The sequence below is a fragment of the Herbaspirillum sp. Her3 genome (assembly GCF_057961275.1).
In genome coordinates this window covers 1,932,807-1,954,187 of sequence record NZ_CM176328.1, presented here as the reverse complement: position 1 = coordinate 1,954,187, position 21,381 = coordinate 1,932,807, and the positions used below count along the sequence as shown (strand labels likewise).

Here is a 21,381-nt window from a genome sequence, read left to right as displayed (position 1 = left end):
CGCGTCGCATTGAAAGCGCGCCCGGCGCATCGACGAGCACATCACACCTGCGCCGTTCCCCCGCTCAGAAGTCGTACTTCAGCTCCGCAAACACCGTGCGCTGCGGGAAGGGGTGGTACAGGAAGTAATCCCGGTTGGTCAGGTTGTCCACGCCCAGCGCGCCGCTCCAGTGCCGGTCGATGCGATAGCGCACGCGCGCATCGAAGACGGTATAGCCATCAAAGCCCGTGTAGGTGTGGGTATTGACGTCGGTATTGTCGACGGTGGCATAGACACGGCCGCTGTAGCGGCCCGCCAGCGTATAGGTCCAGCGGTCGTCAGGCTTGTAGCTCGCCACCAGCGTGGCGCGCCACTCTGGCACATAGGGCGTGCGCTTGCCCACCGAGGTGGCGCCTGCAGTGGTGGCGACGTAGCCATTGTTTTGCAGAATGCGCGCATCCACCCAGGTCACGCTGCCGTTGAGCGAGAAGCCGCGCAGCAGCAGGTCATTGCGCTCGAAGGCCGCCTCGATGCCGCGCTGGCGCGTACGGTCCACGTTCTGCGTGTAGGAGGCGACACTGTTACCGAGGATCGAGGTCTGCGAGATCAGCGCATCCGAGACCCGCTCTTCAAAGAACGACACACGCCACTTGCCCAGTCCTTCATGCAATTGCTTTTCGATGGCCAGTTCGGTGGACCAGACCTTCTCGGGCTTGAGATTTGGATTGGCCTGCAGATACACGCCATTGACCAGCACATTCTGGTAGAGCTCGCCCACGGTCGGGAAGCGCAGCGCACGGCCGGTGGACAGCGTGGCCATCCAGTCGTCGGCAAAGGCCCAGGCCAGCGATGCCTTGGGCGAGAGACCACTGTGGCTGATCTCCGGCTGGTTCACCGCATAGGCGGTGCTGCCCGAGGTCGAATAATTGCTGCCATCGAAAGCGCGCCACCATTCGTAACGCGCACCCAGAGTGGCTTTCAGCGAAGGCGACAGACGCCACACATCCTGCGCCCACAGCGCCGAGGTTTCGGTCTTGCCGCGCGAGTCGGAGGACAGGGTACCGTTGCCGCCGCTGATCCAGTTGCTGGTATTCCAGGTCGGCGTGGCCAGCGTGTAGCGGTCCAGGTGCGCGCCGAAGCTGAAGACCTGGGCAAGCCCCTGCGGCCGCCAGATACCCTTGGCATCGACCGTGCTCCAGCCGGTGCCGCTGGCATCGGCGATGGTGCCGGCGCCGCCACTCTGCCCGGCCGGGAAGGCCGCAGTGGAGGTGCGGGTCAGGTCGCGCGAGGCCGACAAGGTGGAGGCCGCCAGTTGCCAGTCCCATTCGCCTTCGGTCTTGCTGCGCAGTTCCAGCGACTGCATCCATTGCTGCTGGTCCACGTCATTGCTGGAAAAACCGCTGGTGTAGACCGTCGCGCCACTGGCGTTCTTCAGGAAGCTCTGCGGATTGGCATTGGCCTGGTTCTGCCAGAAGCCCAGCGTATAGGTGGCCGTGAGCGCCGGCGTGAAGTCGTAGGAAACCTTCAGCCGCGCCGTATCCTGCACCGTATGCGTGAGATTGCCGGCACCCAGCACGTAGAGATTCTTGCCGGTGCGGTCCTGGGCCAGCACGGCGCCGGTGGTGCCGGCAGGAATGCTGGAAGCAGTGATGTAGGTCACCGGCTGCGAGTAGCTGTCCAGGTGATTGACCGAGAAGCGCCACGCCAGCGCACCGCTGCGGTCGCCCAGACTGACGTTGTATTCCTGCGCGCGGTAGGTGCCGGAAGCACCATACTGGCTGAAATCCTGCTGCGCATATTGGGCCTTGATGCTGGCTTCGAACTGCTGCGGCATGCGCGTGGTGATCTCGGTGACGGCGCCATAGGAGTTGCCCGGATACTCGGCCGCGAAAGGTCCATACATCACGTCGATGCGCTCGATCTCTTCGGGCGCCACCATGAACCAGCGCGGCGAGCCGTTGCCGTTGTTGTTGTTCACCAGCGCCGAGAGCAGGATGCCATCGACGTAGACCAGGCTGCGTGCGCTGGCGTTGACACCCGTGGTGCGGGTCGCCAGCGGTGACTGCGTATCGCCGATGTAGCGCTTGCGCACCGACAGGCTGGGCAGGTACTTGAGTGCATCCGAACTGTCGGTGACGTTGATGCTGTCGGCAGCGGTGTCGGCGGTGACGCTGGCACTGGTCTGCGGCAGTTGCTTGCGTTCGGCCACCGAGCCACTGCTGCGCACTTCGATGGTCGGCAAGGCCGCGGCCTCACTGCTGCCGGTACCGGGATCGGATTGCTGCGCCCACGTGCTGCCGCTCCACGCGCAGAGCACGGCCAGGAGCATGGGTGAAGGTTTGCGCCGGGCTGGGCGGCAGGAAGAGGATGGGAACGGCAGCTTCATGGCGAGGGTGTCCTGGTTTTTCTTGGAGTTGTGAAGGAAAGCGCGCGCAGCCGCACCCGCGACCGCCGTGACGTTCGCACTCCCCTTTTTTTGGTCGGCGCAATCTATCACGCAGCCTGTGCGCTGCGGTTGCGCGACCCTGCTACTGCCGGGCAACGGGACGTGACATGCAGAGAAAAAACCCTTTTGGCACAAGCAGTTAGCCGTACCCGCCGACAAAAACAATGGGCTGCGACATATTGCCGCAGCCCGTAAATACAACAGAGAGGAGATGAGATTGGACCCGATTTCCGTTCTGTCCCCCTTAATCCAAATCAAACGCGCTGCGCGCATCGGCCCGTTTTTACCCTTGCACAAAACACCTGGCCGAGGGATCAGAATTCCCTTGGCCCCTGTCCGATCACCGCACAACAAGGTATGATCGCTACCCGCCTGAACGCAGCCCGGTCAATGCGAGCCGTTTTAGCGCATGCACCTGGGGCCTGCACCATGTCAGCGACGCTGCGCTCCCGTGCCGTATCAGCACCATCAGCACCATCCGCTTCACCCGCATCACCAGGAGAAATCATCCATGCTTCGCCGCAACCCATCCGGCCACCGGCCCCAAGTCCACGAATCCGCCTATGTCGACCACACTGCCATCCTGTGCGGCAAGGTGATCGTGCATGAAAATGTCTTCATCGGTCCCTACGCCGTGATCCGCGCCGATGAAGTCGATGACCAGGGCGACATGGAACCCATCGTCATCGGTGCCCATTCCAACATCCAGGATGGCGTGGTGATCCACTCCAAATCAGGCGCGGCCGTGACCATCGGCGAGCGCACCTCGATTGCCCACCGCGCCATCGTGCATGGTCCCTGCTCGGTGGGCGACGGCGCCTTCATCGGCTTCAACAGCGTGCTCTTCAATTGCAGCATCGGCGCTGGCTGCGTGGTGCGCCACAATGCCGTGGTCGATGGCTGCGACCTGCCACCGGGTTTCTATGTGCCCTCCACCGAACGCATCGGTCCCAAGACCGACCTGGCGACCATCCCGCGCGTGACGGTGGCGGCCTCGGAATTCTCGGAAGACGTGGCCCGCACCAACAATGAACTGGTGCGCGGCTACAAGCTGTTGCAGAACGAGTTCTGACCTGCGTCTTTGCACCGCTTGTGGCATAAAAAAATCCGGCTTCTTGCGAAGACCGGATTTTTTGTTATCACGCCAGCCGATGAATCAGCCGCGCATCATCAGCTGCCGCGATAAGTCGAATACGCCCACGGCGACACCACCAGCGGCACGTGATAGTTCTGCGTAGCATCGGCCACACCGAAGGCAATGACCACCTCATCGACGAAACGCGGTTCCGGCAGGCTCACGCCCTGATCCGCAAAATAATCGCCGGCCGCAAACACCAGCTCATACTTGCCGGGCTTCAACGCCTCGTCCTCCAGCAAGGGGGCATCGCAACGGCCATCGCTGTTGGTGACGGCATGCTTGAGCAGTGTCTTGCCGCCCGTATCCACCGCATAGAGCGCCAGCTTCACGCCCGCGCCCGGCTTGCCCTTGGTGATATCCAGCACGTGCGTGCTCAGTTTGCCCATGTTGCCGTCCTTTCCCTGTGATGAGTGAACGCCGATGATATACCGGCGCGCGCAGATGCCTATACGCGTGCGCTTATATCAGCCATCGGGAATGTCTTTTTTGGTCTTCTTTTTCCAGAATTCAGACAATTCTGGTTGAAGAAAATCGGGTTTCCCGATTCAAATTGCACGCCTTAAAAACTCCTGCAAAAAATCGAAATTTATAGGAGTTCTTTTTCCTCCCCCCCTTCCTATACTCGCCCGGATCCGCTCCCGGCACACCTCTTCGGCCGGCCGGATATTCCTGATATCTGACCGCCAGCCCTCGGCCGGAGCCGTTTCCAGCTTTTTTGCACAAAGCTTCATATCGCCCCGGACACCCCTCATCGCCAGCCAAGAGATTTCGCAACCCTCACTCTTGGAACCTGACATGAGCTTCATCAAAAGCCGCAAGCACCCCTGCCCCATCCCTTCCGCCATTTCCTCTCATTGTCGTCTCTCGGCCGCCATCGCCGGCGCCCTGCTGCTGCCGGTCGTAGCTGCGCAGGCCCAGTCCGCCGGCGCGGCATTGCCGTCCGTACAGGTCGATGCCGTCAAGGAACCGACCTACAAGGCGGACCAATCGGCCTCACCCAAGTACAGCCAGCCGCTGGTCGATACCCCGCAGACCCTGCAGATCCTGAAGCGTCCGCTGATGGAACAGCAGGGCGCCACCACCCTGGCCGAGGTGCTGCGCAACACGCCGGGCGTGGGCACTTTCTTCCTCGGCGAGAACGGCAACACCAGCACCGGCGACACGGTGTACATGCGCGGCTTCGATATTTCCAGCGCCATCTTCGTGGACAACGTACGTGACCTGGGCGCCATCTCGCGCGACGTCTTCAACCTGCAGCAGGTGGAAGTGCTGAAAGGCGCTGCCGGCACCGACAACGGGCGCGGCTCACCGACCGGCGCCATCAACCTGGTCAGCAAGCAGCCCGAACTGGCCGATGCGGTCACCGCCAGTGCCAGCTACGGCAGCTTCAACCAGAAGCGCGGCACGGTGGACTGGAACAAGGTCCTCGACAGCGAGCGCGGCCTGGCGCTGCGCCTGAACCTGATGACGCAGAACAGCGGCGTGCCCGGCCGCCACGAAGTCCACAGCCGCCGCGACGGCTTCGCGCCTTCGCTGGCCTGGGGCCTGAACACTCCGACCCGCCTCTTCTTCAACTATCTGCACATGCAGCAGGACAACCGCCCCGACGGCGGCGTGGTCACCATCGGGCTGCCCGGCTACAGCTCGCCCGACCCGGCGCGCCCGTTCATCGGCACAGCGCCGCGGGTCAATCCCCGCAATTTCTATGGCCATATCGACGACTACGACAAGGTGAATGCCGACATGTACACCCTGCGTGTCGAGCACGATTTCTCGTCCGCGCTGAAGCTGCAAAACACCACCCGCTACGCCCGCACCGACCAGGACTACCGCCTCAGCTCCTTCCTCGCCACCGGCGTGGATAGCCCGCGCTTCACTGCAGGCATCATTACGCCCTCGGCAACCGACCGCTCCACCTGGCTCCTGGGCCGGCAACTGGTGACACGGCGCGACCAGTCCAACGAGATCATCACCAACCAGAGCTATCTGACCAGCAAGTTCACTACCGGCAACGTGCAACACACCCTGGTGGGCGGCCTGGAGCTCACACGCGAGCGGCAGCATGCACTTTCCTTCGCAGTCACCGGTTCGCGCCCCTACGCCAACCTGTACCGGCCCGATGCCGGCTTCGACGAATCCAAAGTCAGGATCAGCCCCAACGGCTTCAACCTGGGCCAGACCGATACGGCCTCGCTCTATGCGCTGCACACCATCAAGTTCAATGAGCGCTGGTCGCTCAACCTGGGCCTGCGTGAAGACCACTACCGCACCGATTTCAACAGCGAGGCGCCGAACAACACCAGCCGCCTCTCGACCTCGGGCAACCTGCTGAACTGGAAACTGGCCGGCACCTTCAAGCCCACCGCCAACAGCAGCATCTATGCTCTGCTCGCCACGTCGCAGCAACCGCCGGGTGGCGCCAACTTCAATCTCAGCACCAGCCGCAGGAGTGCCTCCAATCCCGACTATGCGCCGCAGAAGACGCGCACCGCCGAACTGGGCAGCAAGTGGGACGTGCTGGACCGCAAGCTGGCGCTGACCGCCGCGCTCTATCGCACCGACGTCAGCAATGAAATCGAACTGGATTCCGTGACCGGCAATTACTTCCAGATCGGCAAAAAGAGGACGAACGGACTGGAGCTGGGCGTGACCGGAGACGTCACCCGCAACGTCTCTCTGACGGCCGGCTACAGCCGCATGGACAGCCGCGTCACCCGTGGCAACGTCGCCACCGCCAGCGGCGAGAACCACCTTGCCTATGCGCCGCGCCACTCCCTCACCTCCTGGGCCACCTGGCGTGCCGCACCCGGCTTCACCGTGGGCGGCGGACTGCGCTATTCAAGCGGGCTGCTGCGCGGAAGATCCGGTGCCATCGGTACTCCGGCCAGCACCGGCTCCTATTGGGTGGCCGACGCCATGGCCGGCTACGTGGTCAACCGGCATCTGGACCTGCAGTTCAACGTCACCAACCTGTTCAACAAGGAGTACGTGAACTCCATCAACGCCTCCGGCTACCGCTACCTCCCTGGCGCCGAACGCGCCTTCCTGCTGACGGGCAACCTGAAGTTCTGAGTCTGAACTGACCCTCCGGTGGCGGCGTCCTGCCGCCACCATTTCCTCCCGGCATCGCCTTTGCGCAAATGATTTATACCTTTTAGCAAAAAAGCGGCAGGGCAGCGTATTTTCCTCACCACATTCCGGATACACCATTGACGCGCCGCCATGCCTGAGCCGGTGCGGGCTCGCGCACGACTGACCACATCTGACCAATCGAGGCGACGAATGACACGCTCGATTTTTTAGAAATAAGAATCACTTTTATTTGTAACGTGTATATAATTGTAAGCATCCTGAATCCAATCGTTACAACAAAGAGCGAAACGGGATACATAAAAACAACCTCGCCAGCCATTCCGGCGGAGCCTGCCAGGTCTCAACGACCCCGCGATTGCCCGTTCGACTCATAGCCAGCCAAGAGAACCCTCAACAATTTCTCTCGGAACCTTGCCATGAGTTACATCAAGAGCCGCAAGCACGCGCAGGCCGCGTTTGCCTCGACCCGTCTGTCCGCCGCCGTTGCCGGCGCCCTGCTGCTGCCGGCCGTGGGCGCACATGCCCAGACCAGCACAGCCCTGCCCAAGGTCGAAGTGACCGCCACCCAGGAATCGGACTACAAGGCCGACAAGGCCTCCTCGGCCAAGTACAGCCAGCCCCTGGTCGACACACCCCAGACCCTGACCGTCATCAAGAAGCAGCTGATCGACCAGCAAGGCGCGACCACGCTGACCGAAGCGCTGCGCAACAGCCCTGGAGTGGGCACCTTCTATCTCGGTGAAAACGGATCGACCAGCACCGGCGACGCCATCTACATGCGCGGCTTCGACAGCTCCAGCGCGATCTTCGTGGACAACGTGCGCGACCTCGGTTCGATCTCGCGCGACATGTTCAACATCCAGCAGGTGGAAGTCCTGAAGGGCCCGGCCGGCACCGACAACGGACGCGGCTCGCCGACCGGCTCCATCAACATGGTCACCAAGCAGGCCGAGATGAGCAACTTCTTCAATGCCTCGGCCACCTATGGCAGCTGGAACCAGAAGCGCGCCACCGCCGACTGGAACAAGGTAGTGGACGAAGAGCGCGGCATCGCCCTGCGCCTGAACCTGATGAAACAGGACAGTGGCGTACCGGGCCGCCATGAGGTCAAGAACGACCGCTGGGGCGTGGCGCCCTCGCTGGCGTTCGGCCTGAACAGCCCGACCCGCGTGTTCCTGAACTACCTGCACATCGACCAGGACAACGTGCCCGATGGCGGCGTGCCGACCATTGGCCTGCCGGGCTACACCTCGCCGGATAGCTCACGTTCCTTCCTGACCGGTGCGGCGCGCGTGAACTCGTCAAACTTCTACGGCCTGTCGGGCGACTACGACAAGGTGAGCTCCGACATGTTCACGGCGCGCGTGGAACATGACTTCTCGTCCGACGTGAAACTGCAGAACACCACCCGCTATGCCAAGACCAGCCAGGATTACCTGCTGACCTCCTTCATGGGAACCTCGGCCAACCTGGTCACCCGATCGGCCAGCAATCCGTCGGCCTGGACCATTTCGCGCTCCAACCCGACGCGCAAGGACCAGAGCAACGAGATCATCACCAACCAGACCAACATCACGGCCGACCTGCAGGCAGGCGGCCTCAAGCACACCCTGGTGGGTGGCGTGGAACTGACCGAAGAAAAGCAGCACGCGCTGTCCTTCACCCGTAGCGGCACGCTGTCGGTGGCCAACCTGTACAACCCGAATCCGAACGATCCCAAGACCTATACGATGACGGCCACCGGCTACAACGACGGCAAGACCGATACCGTCTCGGCCTACCTGTTCGACACCATCAAGTTCAATGAACAATGGTCGATCAATGCCGGCCTCCGTGAAGACCACTACCGCACCACGTATTACGCCAACGCAGCCGGCACCATCACCAACCTGTCGACCTCGGGCAACCTGTTCAACTGGAAACTGGCCGCGATCTACAAGCCGACCGACTACAGCAGCATCTACGCCCTGTACGCCACCTCGCAGCAGCCACCGGGCGGCAGCAACTTCGCCCTGTCGGCCTCGGCCAACAGCGCGGCCAACAGCAACTACGCCCCCCAGAAGACCAAGACTTCCGAGCTGGGCACCAAGTGGGATCTGCTGAACAAGAAGCTGGCCGTCACCGCCGCCCTGTTCCATACCGAAGTGACCAATGAAGTCGAGCAGGACCCGACCTCGCTGCAATACTTCCAGACCGGCAAGAAGACCGTGCAGGGCATTGAGCTGGGCGTGACCGGCGACGTGACCAGCAATCTCTCGGTGGCCGCCGGTTACACCTGGATGGATACCAAGGTCAACAGCGGCGCCATCACCACCGCAGCCGGGGAGAACAACCTGGCCTACACGCCCAAGCAGGCCTTCACCTCCTGGGCCACCTATCGCCTGCCGCAGGGCTTCACCGTCGGCGGCGGTGCGCGCTACGTGAGCTCGCTGCTGCGTGGCACGGATGGCGCAGTCGGTACGCCCAAATATGCCAACAGCTACTGGGTCTTCGATGGCATGGTGGGGTATGTCGTGAACAAGAACGTGGATCTTCAGTTGAACATCTACAATATTTTCGACAAGGACTACGTAGCGGCGATCAACAAGAGCGGCTATCGTTACACCCCGGGCACGCCGCGTTCGGCGTCGCTGACCGCGAACTTCAAGTTCTGATACGGATGATGGCCATGACTTGATCTGCCTCAGCCCCGCCATGGCCGGCTTTGCCTAAAGTGGTGGCGCCGACTGAGTTCAGTCATGAATCAGCCAGACTTGACGGCCCCTCCTTCACGGGAGGGGCCTTTTCATTAGCGATAGGAGAATTTCATCATGATGCTGCACATCCCCGAAGTCCTCAGCGCCGATCAGGTGCGCCACATCCGCGCCGAGCTGGACCGCGCCGACTGGGTGGACGGCCGCGAGACCGTGGGCGACCAGGGGGCGCGCGTCAAGCGCAACCGGCAGTTGCCGGAGCATTCGCCGCTGGGCTTCGCGCTGGGGGAAATCATCCTGGCGGCCCTGCGCAAGAACCCGCTGTTCTTCGCCGCCGCCCTGCCCAAGAAGACCATGCCGCCCCTCTTCAACAGCTATGAAGGCGGTGGACACTATGGCCTGCACGTGGATGGCTCGGTGCGCAACCTGCCCAATGCGGCGGGCAGCCTGCGCACCGATGTCTCCTCCACGCTCTTCCTGTGCGACCCGGACGAATACGATGGTGGTGAACTGGTGGTGGTCGATACCTATGGCACCCATGAAGTGAAGCTGCCGGCTGGCGACCTGATCGTCTATCCCTCCACCAGCCTGCACCGGGTGGAACCGGTCACGCGCGGCGCACGCGTGTGCTCCTTCTTCTGGACCCAGAGCATGATCCGCGACGACTGGAAGCGCAGCATGCTCTTCGAACTGGACCGCAACATCTTCAGCCTGCGCCAGAAGCTGGGCGACAGCGAGGAAGTGGTGGGGCTGACCGGGCATTATCACAATCTGCTGAGGCAGTGGGCGGATGTCTAAAACGGATGAATAATTTATTTGTTTTATATCGTTTATATCGCTTGTAGTTTTCCGCAACTCCAAACACCAGGGCCGTCCGGCATGACACCGGATGGCCCTTTCACTTTCAGCGGCATCCGGATCGAACACGCAGTTCGTCTTCACATGTTCATACCTGTATATTTGACATACGAATAACGATATACAACAATGCGCTGCGAACGCAGGACGCTTTCATCCGCAGTCCGCACCAGAGTGACCGAAAAACCGCCACCTGCCCCCGCACCATCCAGACCCCGGAGACATCCCCATGTCCAGGCTGCCTGACCATCTCGACATCCATCTCATCCGCATCCTCTATCTCCTGCTATGCGAGAAGAACGTCTCGCGGGTGGCCTTGAAGCTGAACCAGCCGCAGCCCTCGATCTCGGCGTCATTGCGCAAGCTGCGCGAACTGACCGGCGACCCGCTGCTGGTGCGCGGGGCGCGCGGCATGGTGCCGACCCAGCATGGAGAGAGTCTGTTGAAGCCGGCCAAGCGCATCCTCGACGAGACCGAGCGCCTGTTCATCCCCAAGACCGCCTTCGTGCCGCAGGAGGAAGAGCGCACCTTCCACATCGCAGCGCCCGACTACATGAACACGCCCTTCTTCACCGAAGTGATCGGCCGCCTGCGGCGCGAGTCGCCGCGCAGCCGCATCGTCATCCATGCGCTGGGACCGGATACCGATTACGTGCGCCGCCTCTCGGATGGCGAACTGGACCTGGTCATCGCCAACTGGGACGAACCGCCCGCCCACCTGCACCTCTCCAAGCTGTTCGACGATCCCATCGTCTGCCTCATGCGCGCCGACTGCGCCTACGCCAAGCGCACGGCGCGCGATGCCATGAGCATCGAGGACTACCTGTCGCTGCCGCACGCGGCCCCCTCGCAGATCCTGCCCGGCTATCACGGCACCATCGACAGCTTCCTCGAAAAGCAGAACCTGCATCGCAACGTGGTGGTGGAATCAGCGCACTTCCGCATGCTGCCCTACATGGTGGCGCAGACCGACCTGGTGCTGACCGCCGGCCAGCAGTTCGCCCGCGTCTACGAAAAACTGCTGGGCCTGAAAAGCTATGCGGTGCCCATCAAGTTCCCGCCGCTGCGCTTCTACCAGCTCTGGCACGAGCGCGCGCACCAGGCCACCGAACACAAATGGCTGCGCGCCCAGGTCAGCGCGGCGGCCAGGATGATGGCCCAGGCCCGCGCCTGACACGCCGCCAGGCCGCACCAGAAGAGGGCAAATGGCCAGCGTCATATATCGGCGCTGCGCCAGTTGGTATATGCCGACAACTATAGTTGGCACACGCCGGATTGCATTAGTATCGCCAGGATCAGGCCGCCCCCTCTTTCCAGCGGCAAGGCACGCTCTCCCAGGCGCGTTGACGTGGGCGTGGTCACATGCCCTTCGATCAACATGCCAGGAGACAAGCCCATGCAAGCCCCCAGCCATCCGGTGGATGAACACCTCCCCCTCTTCAAGCTCCTTGCACTGGGCATGCAGCACGTCCTGGTGATGTATGCCGGCGCGATTGCGGTTCCCCTCATCATCGGCGGCGCGCTGAACCTGCCCAAGTCCGAGATCGCCTACCTGATCAGTGCCGACCTGTTCTGCTGCGGCCTGGTCACCATCATCCAGAGCGCCGGGATCTGGAAGTTCGGCATCCGCATGCCCGTCATGATGGGCGTGACCTTCGCCGCCGTAGGCCCGATGGTGGCCATGGCCAACAATGCGCAGCTCAACATCCTGCACATCTATGGCGCCGTGATCGCCTCCGGCGTTTTTTGCATCCTGGCTTCGCCCTACATGAGCAAGCTGATGCGCTATTTCCCGCCGGTGGTGACGGGCACCGTCATCACGGTCATCGGCGTCTCGCTCATGGGCGTGGGCATCAACTGGGCGGCGGGCGGGCAGCCGGTGATTGGCAAGCTGGTCGATGGGGTCTTCGTCAAGATGCCCAATCCCGACTACGGCTCGCCGCTATCGCTGTCGATTGCGGCCGTGGTGCTGGTATCGATCCTGCTGATCACCAAGTACACGCGTGGTTTCCTCTCCAACATTTCAGTGCTGATGGGCATGGTGGTGGGCTTCCTCATTGCGTTGGCGCTGGGCAAGATCAGCTTTGACGGACTGCAGGCGGCCGACTGGTTCGCCTTCATCCAGCCCTTCCACTACGGCCTGCCGCAGTTCGACCCGGCCTCCATCATCAGCATGTGCCTGGTGATGATCGTGACCATGATCGAATCGACCGGCATGTTCATGGCCCTGGGCGACATCGTGGGACGCCGCATCGATGACCGCACGCTGGCCAGCGGCTTGCGCGTGGATGGCCTGGGCACGGTCATCGGTGGCTTGTTCAACACTTTCCCCTATACCTCCTTCTCGCAGAACGTCGGCCTGGTGGGCGTGACCGGCATTCGCAGCCGCTTCGTCTGCGTGGCGGCCGGGGTGATCCTGGTGGCCTTCGGCCTGTTCCCCAAGATGGCGCACGTGGCCGCCTCGATCCCGCAATTCGTGCTCGGCGGCGCGGGCATCGTGATGTTCGGCATGGTGGCGGCGACCGGCATCAAGATCCTCTCCAAGGTCGATTTCCACGGCAACCGCAACAATCTCTTCATCGTGGCCATCAGCATTGGCGTGGGCATGATCCCCATCGTCGCCCCGACCTTCTTCGACAAGATGCCGCACCTGCTGGGCACGATCTTCCACAGCGGCATCCTGCTGGCCTCGGCCATGGCGGTGAGCCTGAACCTGTTCTTCAATGGCCGGGGCAGCGACGACGATGTGGCCGGCTATGCGACGGCCGCCGCGCAAAGTTCGGACCACTGATGCCATCCGGGCCAAGATGTTTTAAAGTCTCATCTGCGCCGCAGCGCCCACCTGGCGGCCCTGCGCGCAGATCATGAGGCCACATCCGCACACAACAATCGGCACCGACAATCCTGATTGCCAGCGCAGGCCATCACCAACGAACACAGCGAGGGAGCCGGCGGCACGCCGACCGGCCAGCACATGACGACGACACTGGAACAACTGAACGCCGCCGAGACTTCGGCCTTCATCGCCGCGCTGCACGGCATCTACGAGCACTCTCCCTGGATTCCCGAGCGCGCCGCCGCGCAGCGCCCCTTCGCCAACCTCACCGCCTTCAAGCTGGCCCTGCACAAGGTCGTCACGGAGGCCAGCCGCGCCGAGCAGCTGGGCCTGATCCGCGCCCACCCCGAGCTGGCCGGCCGCGCCGCCATTGCCGGCGAGCTGACTGCCGAATCCACTGGCGAGCAGGCCAAGGCCGGCCTGAACCTGTGCACCCCGGAAGAGTTTGCCCGGCTGCAACAGCTCAATGCCGACTACAACGCAAAGTTCGGCTTCCCCTTCATCCTGGCCGTGAAAGGCCCGACCGGTGCCGGCCTGACGCGCCAGCAGATCATCGCCACCTTCACCCGCCGCCTGCGCAACCAGCCTGAAGACGAACTGCGCGAAGCCCTGCGCCAGATCGGCCGCATCGCCGAGCTGCGCATCAACGACCTGCTGGGCCATCGCCCGGCCCTGGGTGCGACCGTGATGCAATGGGCCGAAGAGATCGGCGCGCTGTCCGAGGACGAAGGCGCCCTCACCTGTACCTACCTCACCGAAACGCACCGCCGCACGGCAGCGCAGATTGCGCAATGGATGCGCGAGGCCGGCATGCAGGTGCACATCGATGCGGTGGGCAACGTGGTGGGCCGCTACCTGTCCGCTGACCCGCAAGCCAAGACCTTGCTGACCGGCTCTCATTACGACACGGTGCGCAACGGTGGCAAGTACGATGGCCGCGAAGGCATCCTCTTGCCCATTGCGGTGGTGAAGCATTTGCATGAACGGGGTGAGACGCTGCCCTTCCACTTCGAGGTGATCGGTTTTTCGGAAGAAGAAGGGGTGCGTTTCAAGAGCACCTTCCTGGGCAGCAATGCGGTGACCGGCCATTTCGACATGCAACTGCTGGACCTGCAGGACAAGGATGGCATCAGCATGCGCGAGGTCATCACCCAGGCGGGCCACGACGTCGCAGCCATCCCGCAGATCGCGCGCGACCCGGCCGGGATCCTGGGCTATGTCGAGGTCCACATCGAGCAGGGACCGGTCTTGCTCAACCGTGATTTGCCGGTCGGCATCGTCACCTCGATTGCCGGCAGCTCGCGCTATCTGGTGGACTTGAAGGGTGTGGCCAGCCATGCCGGCACCACGCCGATGGACATGCGCAAGGATGCGGCCGCTGCGGCCGCCGAGATCATCCTGTACGTCGAACAGCGTTGCTCGCAGGACCAGCATGCGGCGCTGGTGGGCACGGTGGGCCAGTTGCAGGTTCCGCGCGGCTCGACCAACGTGATCCCGGGAGCGTGCCAGCTGTCGCTGGACATCCGTGCGGCGGTGGATGAGGTACGGGTGGCGGCGGTGAAGGATGTCCTGGCCAGGATCGAAGAAATCTGCGCCCGCCGCAGCATCGACATCAAGCTGGAAGAAACCTTGAGCGCCCCGGCCGCACCGTGCGCCCCGTGGCTGATGGCGCAGTTGAGTGCAGCCACGCAGCGCGCGGGTGTACCGCCGTTTGAACTGGCCTCCGGTGCAGGGCATGACGCCATGGCCATTGCCAGGCTGACGGATGTCTGCATGCTGTTTACCCGCTGTGGCAATGGCGGCATCAGCCACAATCCGCTGGAGACGATGACGGCCGATGATGCGGAGGTGTCGGGGCAGATTCTGTTGGACTTCTTGCGTAGCTTCAGGGCGAAGAGTTAATTATTTATATGATTTATTGATAGCGGTGCCTTCGATCAGTCGGAATGGTCACTGGAAGAAAAGAATTTGCTGAGGATGGTTGTCAGGTTTTGGGTAGTCTGCACGGATTGCTTTCCTGCGCTCTAGCTTAATTATTTTCTTTCTCCGGTCGGGAGAACGCGCCGGGGGCGGCCCGGCAGCCGCTCACTTTTCTTGTCTCGCCAAGAAAAGTAAGCAAAAGAAGGCGACCGCAGCTGCGCCGCCCTCCTTCGGAGGGTCCCGCTTCAGAGGGCAACAAAACGGGAAAAATAGAGTCGCTTCGCTCCGGCTATTTTTCTGATCCGTTTTGTTGCCCTCTGAAGCGGCGGCGCAGATGCGGACTGCCTGACAGCCTCGCCTTCGGCATCGTGAGGTCTCCTACTCGCCTTCGGCTTTGCTTTGGCGTTCTTTAGCCTTCGATACGTCGCTACGCGACTACTCAGGACGAACGGACTGTAAATTATTTATATCAAAATCAAAACCAACCCGGTAATCGGAGAAAAGGGCGATGCCGCAGGCGAGCCCCCGCGAGGCCGAAGGCGAGCCCGTTTGGCCTTTCCCCATAGAGCCAGCCGCCGCAGCGGAGCGAAAAGTGGATCAGAAGAATAGCCGGAGCGAAGCGACTCTATTCTTCCCACTTTTCGCTCCGCTGCGGCGGAACCCTCCGAAGGAGGGCTGGCTCTCTGGGGTCGCCTTCTTTTGCTTACTTTTCTTGGCGAGACAAGAAAAGTGAGCGGCTGCCGGGCCGCTCCCGGCGCGTCCTTCCGACCGGAGAAAGAAAATAATTAAGCTAGAGCGCAGGAAAGCAATCCGTGCAGACTACCCAAAAAGCCAACCCTCATCCATTAACGCAAAATTAACGCCAGATCAAACCAGCATTAAACGGGCCTAAACCCTCCCAACAACAACTCCCGCCGCAGCCGTCAATAGGGCAAGAAAGGGACTCCCCCTGTCACCTGCGCCGACCCGCAAGTCAATGAACCCAACAAGGAACCCAAGAAGGAGTCCGGCACCATGCAAGCAGCCCAAGCATCAGACAAAACCATACTGATCCAGAACGCCCGCGTCCTGGTCACCATGAACGAAGCCCGTGAAGAACTCGAAAACGGCGCCCTCTACATCCGCAACAACGTCATCGAGCAGGTCGGCAAGACCGAAGACCTGCCGCAAGAGGCGGACGAGATCATCGACGCCCGCCACCACGTCGTCCTCCCTGGCCTCATCAACACCCACCACCACATGTACCAGAGCCTGACACGCGCCATCCCCGGCGCGCAGAACGGCGAACTGTTCAACTGGCTCACCAACCTGTATCCCATCTGGGCCGGCCTCACCCCCGAGATGATCCGGGTTTCCACGCTCACCGCCATGGCCGAGCTGATCCTCTCGGGCTGCACCACCAGCAGCGACCACCTCTACATCTACCCCAACCAGACCCGCCTGGACGACAGCCTGGAAGCCGCCGCCCAGATCGGCATGCGCTTTCACGGTGCGCGCGGCGCCATGAGCGTGGGCCAGTCCAAGGGAGGACTGCCCCCCGACCGCGTGGTCGAAGACGAAGCCGCCATCCTCAAGGACAGCCAGCGCCTCATCGAGACCTACCACGACCACCGGCGCCACGCCATGCAACGCATCGTGGTCGCCCCCTGCTCACCCTTCTCGGTCTCGCGCGAGCTCATGCGCGAAGCCGCCGACCTGGCGCGCCACTATGGCGTCTCGCTGCACACCCACCTGGCCGAAAACGTCAACGACATCGCCTACAGCCGCGAGAAATTCAACATGACCCCGGCCGAATACGCCGAAGACTGCGGCTGGGTCGGCCACGACGTCTGGCACGCCCACTGCGTACAGCTGGACGACCATGGCATTGGCCTGTTCGCCCGCACCGGCACGGGCGTGGCGCACTGCCCCTGCTCCAACATGCGCCTGGCGTCCGGCATCGCGCCCATTCGCAAGATGCTCGACGCGGGCGTACCGGTCGGCCTCGGTGTGGATGGCAGCGCCTCCAACGACAGCGCCCACATGCTGGGCGAAGTCCGCCAGGCCATGCTGCTGCAGCGCGTGGGCTTCGGCCCCGACGCCATGACCGCGCGCCAGGCCCTGGAAGTGGCGACCCTGGGCGGTGCCAGGGTCTTGAACCGCGACGACATCGGCGCACTCAAGCCCGGCATGTCGGCCGATGTGGTGATGTTCGATACGCGCCAGATCGCCTTTGCCGGCGCCTTGCATGATCCGGTGGCGGCACTGGTCTTCTGTACGCCGGCCAATGTGGACTACAGCATCATCAATGGCCGCGTGATCGTGCGCGAGGGACAGTGCACCACCATCGACCTGGGCGCGGTGCTGGAGCGGCACAATCATCTGTCACTGGAACTGGCGCAAGCGGCACGCTGAGCGCCGTTTCACGATACAGGGCAGCAAAAAACAAAGCCGTTCAGTGAAGCACTGAACGGCTTGGTCGTTTCCGGCGGGCGGAACCCTCAGAACAAATTGCTCAGAACTGTTCCCACTGATCTGCATCCTTCTCAGGAGAATCGCCGATCAGCTCGGTGCGCTTTGCCGGCTTGGCTTTCTCGGCAAGACGCGGTTTGTCCGCGACGCGCGGTTTGACGGGAACAGCCGCGGCAGGCTTGGCCGCACTCCTGGCAGGCCTCACCGGTGACATCACCGCTTGCACCGGCTCTGCACCGAGCCGGAACACGCTCATCGCCTCCGCCAGCATACGTGCCTGGTCTTTCAAGGATTCCGCCGCCGCTGCGGCCTCTTCCACCAGCGCTGCATTCTGCTGCGTAGTCTGATCCATCTGGCCGATGGCGCGGTTGATTTCATCCAGGCCGGCGCTTTGTTCCTGCGTGGCCGAACTGATTTCGCCCACGATATCGGTCACCTTCCTGACGCTATCGACCACCTGGCCGATGGTCGTCCCGGCCTGCCCCACCAACTGGCTACCGGCATCGACCTTGGCCACCGAATCGTTGATGAGGACCTTGATTTCCTTGGCCGCCGCTGCAGAGCGTTGTGCCAGACCGCGTACTTCCGAGGCGACCACGGCAAAGCCGCGGCCCTGCTCGCCGGCACGGGCGGCTTCCACCGCTGCATTGAGGGCCAGGATGTTGGTCTGGAAGGCGATGCCATCGATGACGCTGATGATATCGACGATGCGCTTGGAGGATTCATTGATGGAATCCATGGTCTCCACCACCTTGCCGACTACCTGTCCGCCCTCGATGGCGATCCCCGATGCCGATTCGGCGAGCTTGTTGGCCTGGCGCGCATTGTCGGCATTCTGCTTGACGGTGGAAGTCAGTTCTTCCATCGCCGAAGCCGTCTCTTCGATGGACCCGGCCTGCTCTTCCGTGCGTGCCGACAAGTCCGAGTTTCCTCGGGCAATTTCAGTGGCGCCATTGGTGATGCTGTCAGTCGCGGTGCGAATCTTTCCGACGATCATCGCCAGTTGCTCGCGCATCTGCGCCACCGAATACAACAGACTGGAGCGGTCGCCATTCTTGAGCGAGACCTCGACGGCCAGCTCTCCTGCGGCAATGCGTGACGCAATGGAAGCGACATCGCCGGGCTCGCCGCCCAGCTGGCGCAGAATGCTGCGTGTGATCAGCGTAGCCAGCACAAGCGAGACCAACAAGCCCAAGGCGGCGACCATCAGCAACAACTTGCGGGCAGCAAAATAATCTTCGTGCGCCTGGTTCGCCGCTGCGATATTTTTGCTCACGACGATATCGCGCAACTTGCCCAGCTCATCGGTCCATGGCTGCAAGGATTTGCCCATCTCCAACATCGCCTGCCTGGTCGCTGCAGCATCCCCTCCCGCGTCAAGCTCCAGGACTTTCTTCAACTTCGGAACCACGTCACTGGCAATCTCATCGATACGCTTGAGCGACTGGCGTTCCGGCTCGGTCACGTTGGGATCGGACTCATAGAGCTTGCGCAGGGTTTTTAGCTGGCTGTCATACGCCTGGAGCCTTTCCTCGATCCCCTTTTTTTCAGCCGCCCGGCGCGCCGGATCATCCGAGCCCAGCAGTCGCTGAAGACCGATGGCCGCTCCCTGTGCTTTCCCGATGCCGCTGGCGACCGCGCTGATTTCCTGCGTGCCATAGTCGCCATTCTGGGTCAGCACGTCATTGAGCCCACTGAGCTTGAGCAAAGCCACGATGACGACGGCGGCCAAGGTCGCCAGGACAATCCCGAAGCCTATGTAAAGGCGTGTCTGGACTTTGAACTGAGTGAAATTCATAACAAGCTCCCCCCCTTAATCGTTTTCGTATAACGGCGCAATTGCGCAAACACTTTAATACCTTTACATCAGGCAACACGCCGAGGTGGTACCAAGAAAACAAATACACCGGACCGAATCACCAAACAAGCGCGAGGCCGAAGGCGAGCAAGTCCCGGGCAATGCCGAAGGCGAGCCGGTCCGCAGTCCGCTTCTGCCTCGCCGCGTTGCCGCGCATAAAAACGGATCAGAAAAATAGTCGGAGCGAAGCGACTCTATTTTTCCCGTTTTTATGCGCGGCAACGCGGGGACCCTCCGAAGGAGGGTGAGGCAGCAGCGGTCGCCTTCTTTTGCTTACTTTTCTTGGCGAGACAAGAAAAGTGAGCGGCTGCCGGGCCGCTCCCGGCGCTCCGTTCCGCCCGGAGAGCGATAAGAATTAAGCTAGAGCGCAGGAAAGCAATCCGTGCAGACTACCCAAGAACAAAAATTAACCCACAGCAACAAATCACCCCCAACAAAGCCCCCACCAGACAAAACTGGCAAAATCTGGCCCTGACACAAGAAGATGGCCACCAGGCCTGTCAACAATACTCATCAACAACCCCAGCATCAAAGCCAATTTCCGCCCGACACACCCACTTATAACTCCAGGTTAATAATGTCTATTTCCTGGCGCTTACATACCCTACATGAATTTCAACGACATTAGCAACGCTGCCAAAACAATGCAAAAAGCTACCCCATCAGCACCGTCCACCGGCTGCCTGCCCCCCAACGGAGACACCCCACAATGAACGCCCTGAACAAGTTCTTCCGCCTGGAAGAAAACGGCACCACCGTACGCACCGAACTGCTGGCCGGCCTGACCACCTTCCTGACGATGGCCTACATCATCTTCGTCAACCCCAGCATCCTCGGTGACGCCGGCATGCCCAAGGATGCCGTCTTCGTCGCCACCTGCGTGGCCGCTGCCGTGGGCACGCTCATCATGGGCCTGTACGCCAACTATCCGATTGGCCTGGCCCCTGGCATGGGCCTGAACGCCTATTTCGCCTATGCCGTAGTCAAGGGCATGGGCTTCCCCTGGCAGGCGGCGCTGGGCGCGGTGCTGATCTCGGGCTGCCTGTTCCTGCTGGTGAGCGTGCTGCGCGTGCGCGAGCTGATCATCAAGAGCATCCCGGCCTCGCTGCGCACGGCCATCCCGGCCGGCATCGGCCTGTTCCTGGCCATCATCTCGCTCAAGAGCGCCGGCATCGTCGCCGCCAATCCTGCCACCTTCGTCACCCTGGGCGACCTGCACCAGCCGGCTGCGGTGATGGCCATCATCGGCTTCCTGGTGATCGTCGCGCTGGACCGCCTGAAGGTACGCGGCGCCCTGCTGATCGGCATCCTGCTGGTGACGCTGCTGTCCTTCGTCTTCGGCGGCAACCACTTCACTGGCATCTTCGCCGCCCCCCCCTCGATTGCCCCGACCTTCCTGCAACTGGACATCAAGGGCGCCCTCTCCATGGGCTTGTTGAACGTGGTACTGGTGTTCTTCCTGGTGGAACTGTTCGACGCCACCGGCACCCTGATGGGCGTGGCCACCCGCGCCGGACTGATGAAGGATGGCAAGATGGAGCGACTCAACAAAGCCCTGATGGCCGACAGCAGCGCCATCGTCGCCGGCTCCCTGCTGGGGACTTCCTCCACCACCGCCTACATCGAGAGCGCTGCCGGCGTGCAAGCCGGCGGCCGCACTGGCCTCACCGCCGTGGCCATCGCCGTGCTGTTCCTGCTGTGCCTGTTCATCGCCCCGCTGGCCGGCGTGGTGCCCGCCTACGCGACGGCACCGGCGCTGTTCTTCGTGGCCTGCCTGATGCTGCGCGAACTGGTGCACATCGACTGGGAAGACACCACCGAATGCGTGCCGGCCGTCATCACGGCCCTGGTGATGCCCTTCACCTACTCCATTGCCAATGGCCTGGCGCTGGGCTTCATCAGCTATGCCGGTTTGAAGCTGCTGACAGGCCGTATGAAGGATGTTTCAGTGGTAATCTGGATCATCGCCGCAGTGTTCCTGTTCAAGCTCATCTACCTGGGTGGCGAGTGAGCGGCGCGTAAATGATATGAAGTAATTTGTAAAATTCCGGAGGCGGCTCGCCAGCACGGGCCGCCTCCTCGGGATTGTGAAAAGAGGAAATCGGACAA

At 62.0% G+C, this 21,381-nt stretch carries 12 protein-coding genes; 9 read left to right on the top strand and 3 right to left on the bottom strand.

Features of this window, described 5'->3' with window-relative positions:
- Positions 1–64: 64 nt before the first annotated feature.
- Positions 65–2,365, bottom strand: a complete 2,301-nt coding sequence (locus ACVC5H_RS08895; protein WP_489621975.1) for a TonB-dependent receptor — start codon at positions 2,363–2,365, stop codon at positions 65–67.
- Positions 2,366–2,936: 571 nt separating this feature from the next.
- Here ACVC5H_RS08895 and ACVC5H_RS08890 point away from each other — a divergent pair.
- Positions 2,937–3,497: a gamma carbonic anhydrase family protein gene (locus ACVC5H_RS08890; RefSeq protein ID WP_489621974.1), complete on the top strand. Its 561-nt coding sequence runs from the start codon at positions 2,937–2,939 to the stop codon at positions 3,495–3,497.
- A gap of 98 nt (positions 3,498–3,595) precedes the next feature.
- On the opposite strand, the gene uraH is transcribed toward ACVC5H_RS08890, so the two are convergent.
- The gene (gene uraH / locus ACVC5H_RS08885; RefSeq protein WP_489621973.1) at positions 3,596–3,949 is read right to left on the bottom strand and encodes a hydroxyisourate hydrolase; all 354 of its coding nucleotides are present in this window, start codon (positions 3,947–3,949) and stop codon (positions 3,596–3,598) included.
- A 409-nt stretch (positions 3,950–4,358) separates the two neighbouring features.
- Here uraH and ACVC5H_RS08880 point away from each other — a divergent pair, with 409 nt between their 5' ends.
- From ACVC5H_RS08880 to ACVC5H_RS08850, 7 genes are all read left to right on the top strand, one after another.
- Complete coding sequence (locus tag ACVC5H_RS08880) at positions 4,359–6,635, top strand: catecholate siderophore receptor Fiu (RefSeq protein WP_489621972.1); 2,277 nt, start codon at positions 4,359–4,361, stop codon at positions 6,633–6,635.
- A gap of 437 nt (positions 6,636–7,072) precedes the next feature.
- Positions 7,073–9,310: a catecholate siderophore receptor Fiu gene (locus tag ACVC5H_RS08875; RefSeq protein WP_489621971.1), complete on the top strand. Its 2,238-nt coding sequence runs from the start codon at positions 7,073–7,075 to the stop codon at positions 9,308–9,310.
- A 156-nt stretch (positions 9,311–9,466) separates the two neighbouring features.
- Positions 9,467–10,147, top strand: coding sequence for a Fe2+-dependent dioxygenase (locus ACVC5H_RS08870; RefSeq protein WP_489621970.1), 681 nt, complete (start codon positions 9,467–9,469; stop codon positions 10,145–10,147).
- 289 nt (positions 10,148–10,436) lie between these two features.
- Complete coding sequence (locus ACVC5H_RS08865; RefSeq protein WP_489621969.1) at positions 10,437–11,381, top strand: LysR substrate-binding domain-containing protein; 945 nt, start codon at positions 10,437–10,439, stop codon at positions 11,379–11,381.
- Between the two features lie 222 nt (positions 11,382–11,603).
- Positions 11,604–12,998 (top strand): nucleobase:cation symporter-2 family protein, encoded by a 1,395-nt coding sequence (locus ACVC5H_RS08860; protein ID WP_489621968.1) that lies wholly within the window; start codon positions 11,604–11,606, stop codon positions 12,996–12,998.
- 183 nt (positions 12,999–13,181) lie between these two features.
- A complete protein-coding gene (locus ACVC5H_RS08855) occupies positions 13,182–14,945 on the top strand; it encodes an allantoate amidohydrolase (protein WP_489622671.1) in 1,764 nt (587 codons plus the stop codon).
- A 1,032-nt stretch (positions 14,946–15,977) separates the two neighbouring features.
- A complete protein-coding gene (locus tag ACVC5H_RS08850) occupies positions 15,978–17,357 on the top strand; it encodes an 8-oxoguanine deaminase (RefSeq protein WP_489621967.1) in 1,380 nt (459 codons plus the stop codon).
- Between the two features lie 100 nt (positions 17,358–17,457).
- On the opposite strand, the gene ACVC5H_RS08845 is transcribed toward ACVC5H_RS08850, so the two are convergent.
- Positions 17,458–19,212: a methyl-accepting chemotaxis protein gene (locus ACVC5H_RS08845; protein ID WP_489621966.1), complete on the bottom strand. Its 1,755-nt coding sequence runs from the start codon at positions 19,210–19,212 to the stop codon at positions 17,458–17,460.
- 769 nt (positions 19,213–19,981) lie between these two features.
- Here ACVC5H_RS08845 and ACVC5H_RS08840 point away from each other — a divergent pair.
- Positions 19,982–21,283, top strand: a complete 1,302-nt coding sequence (locus ACVC5H_RS08840; protein ID WP_489621965.1) for an NCS2 family permease — start codon at positions 19,982–19,984, stop codon at positions 21,281–21,283.
- The last annotated feature ends 98 nt before the right edge of the window (positions 21,284–21,381 follow it).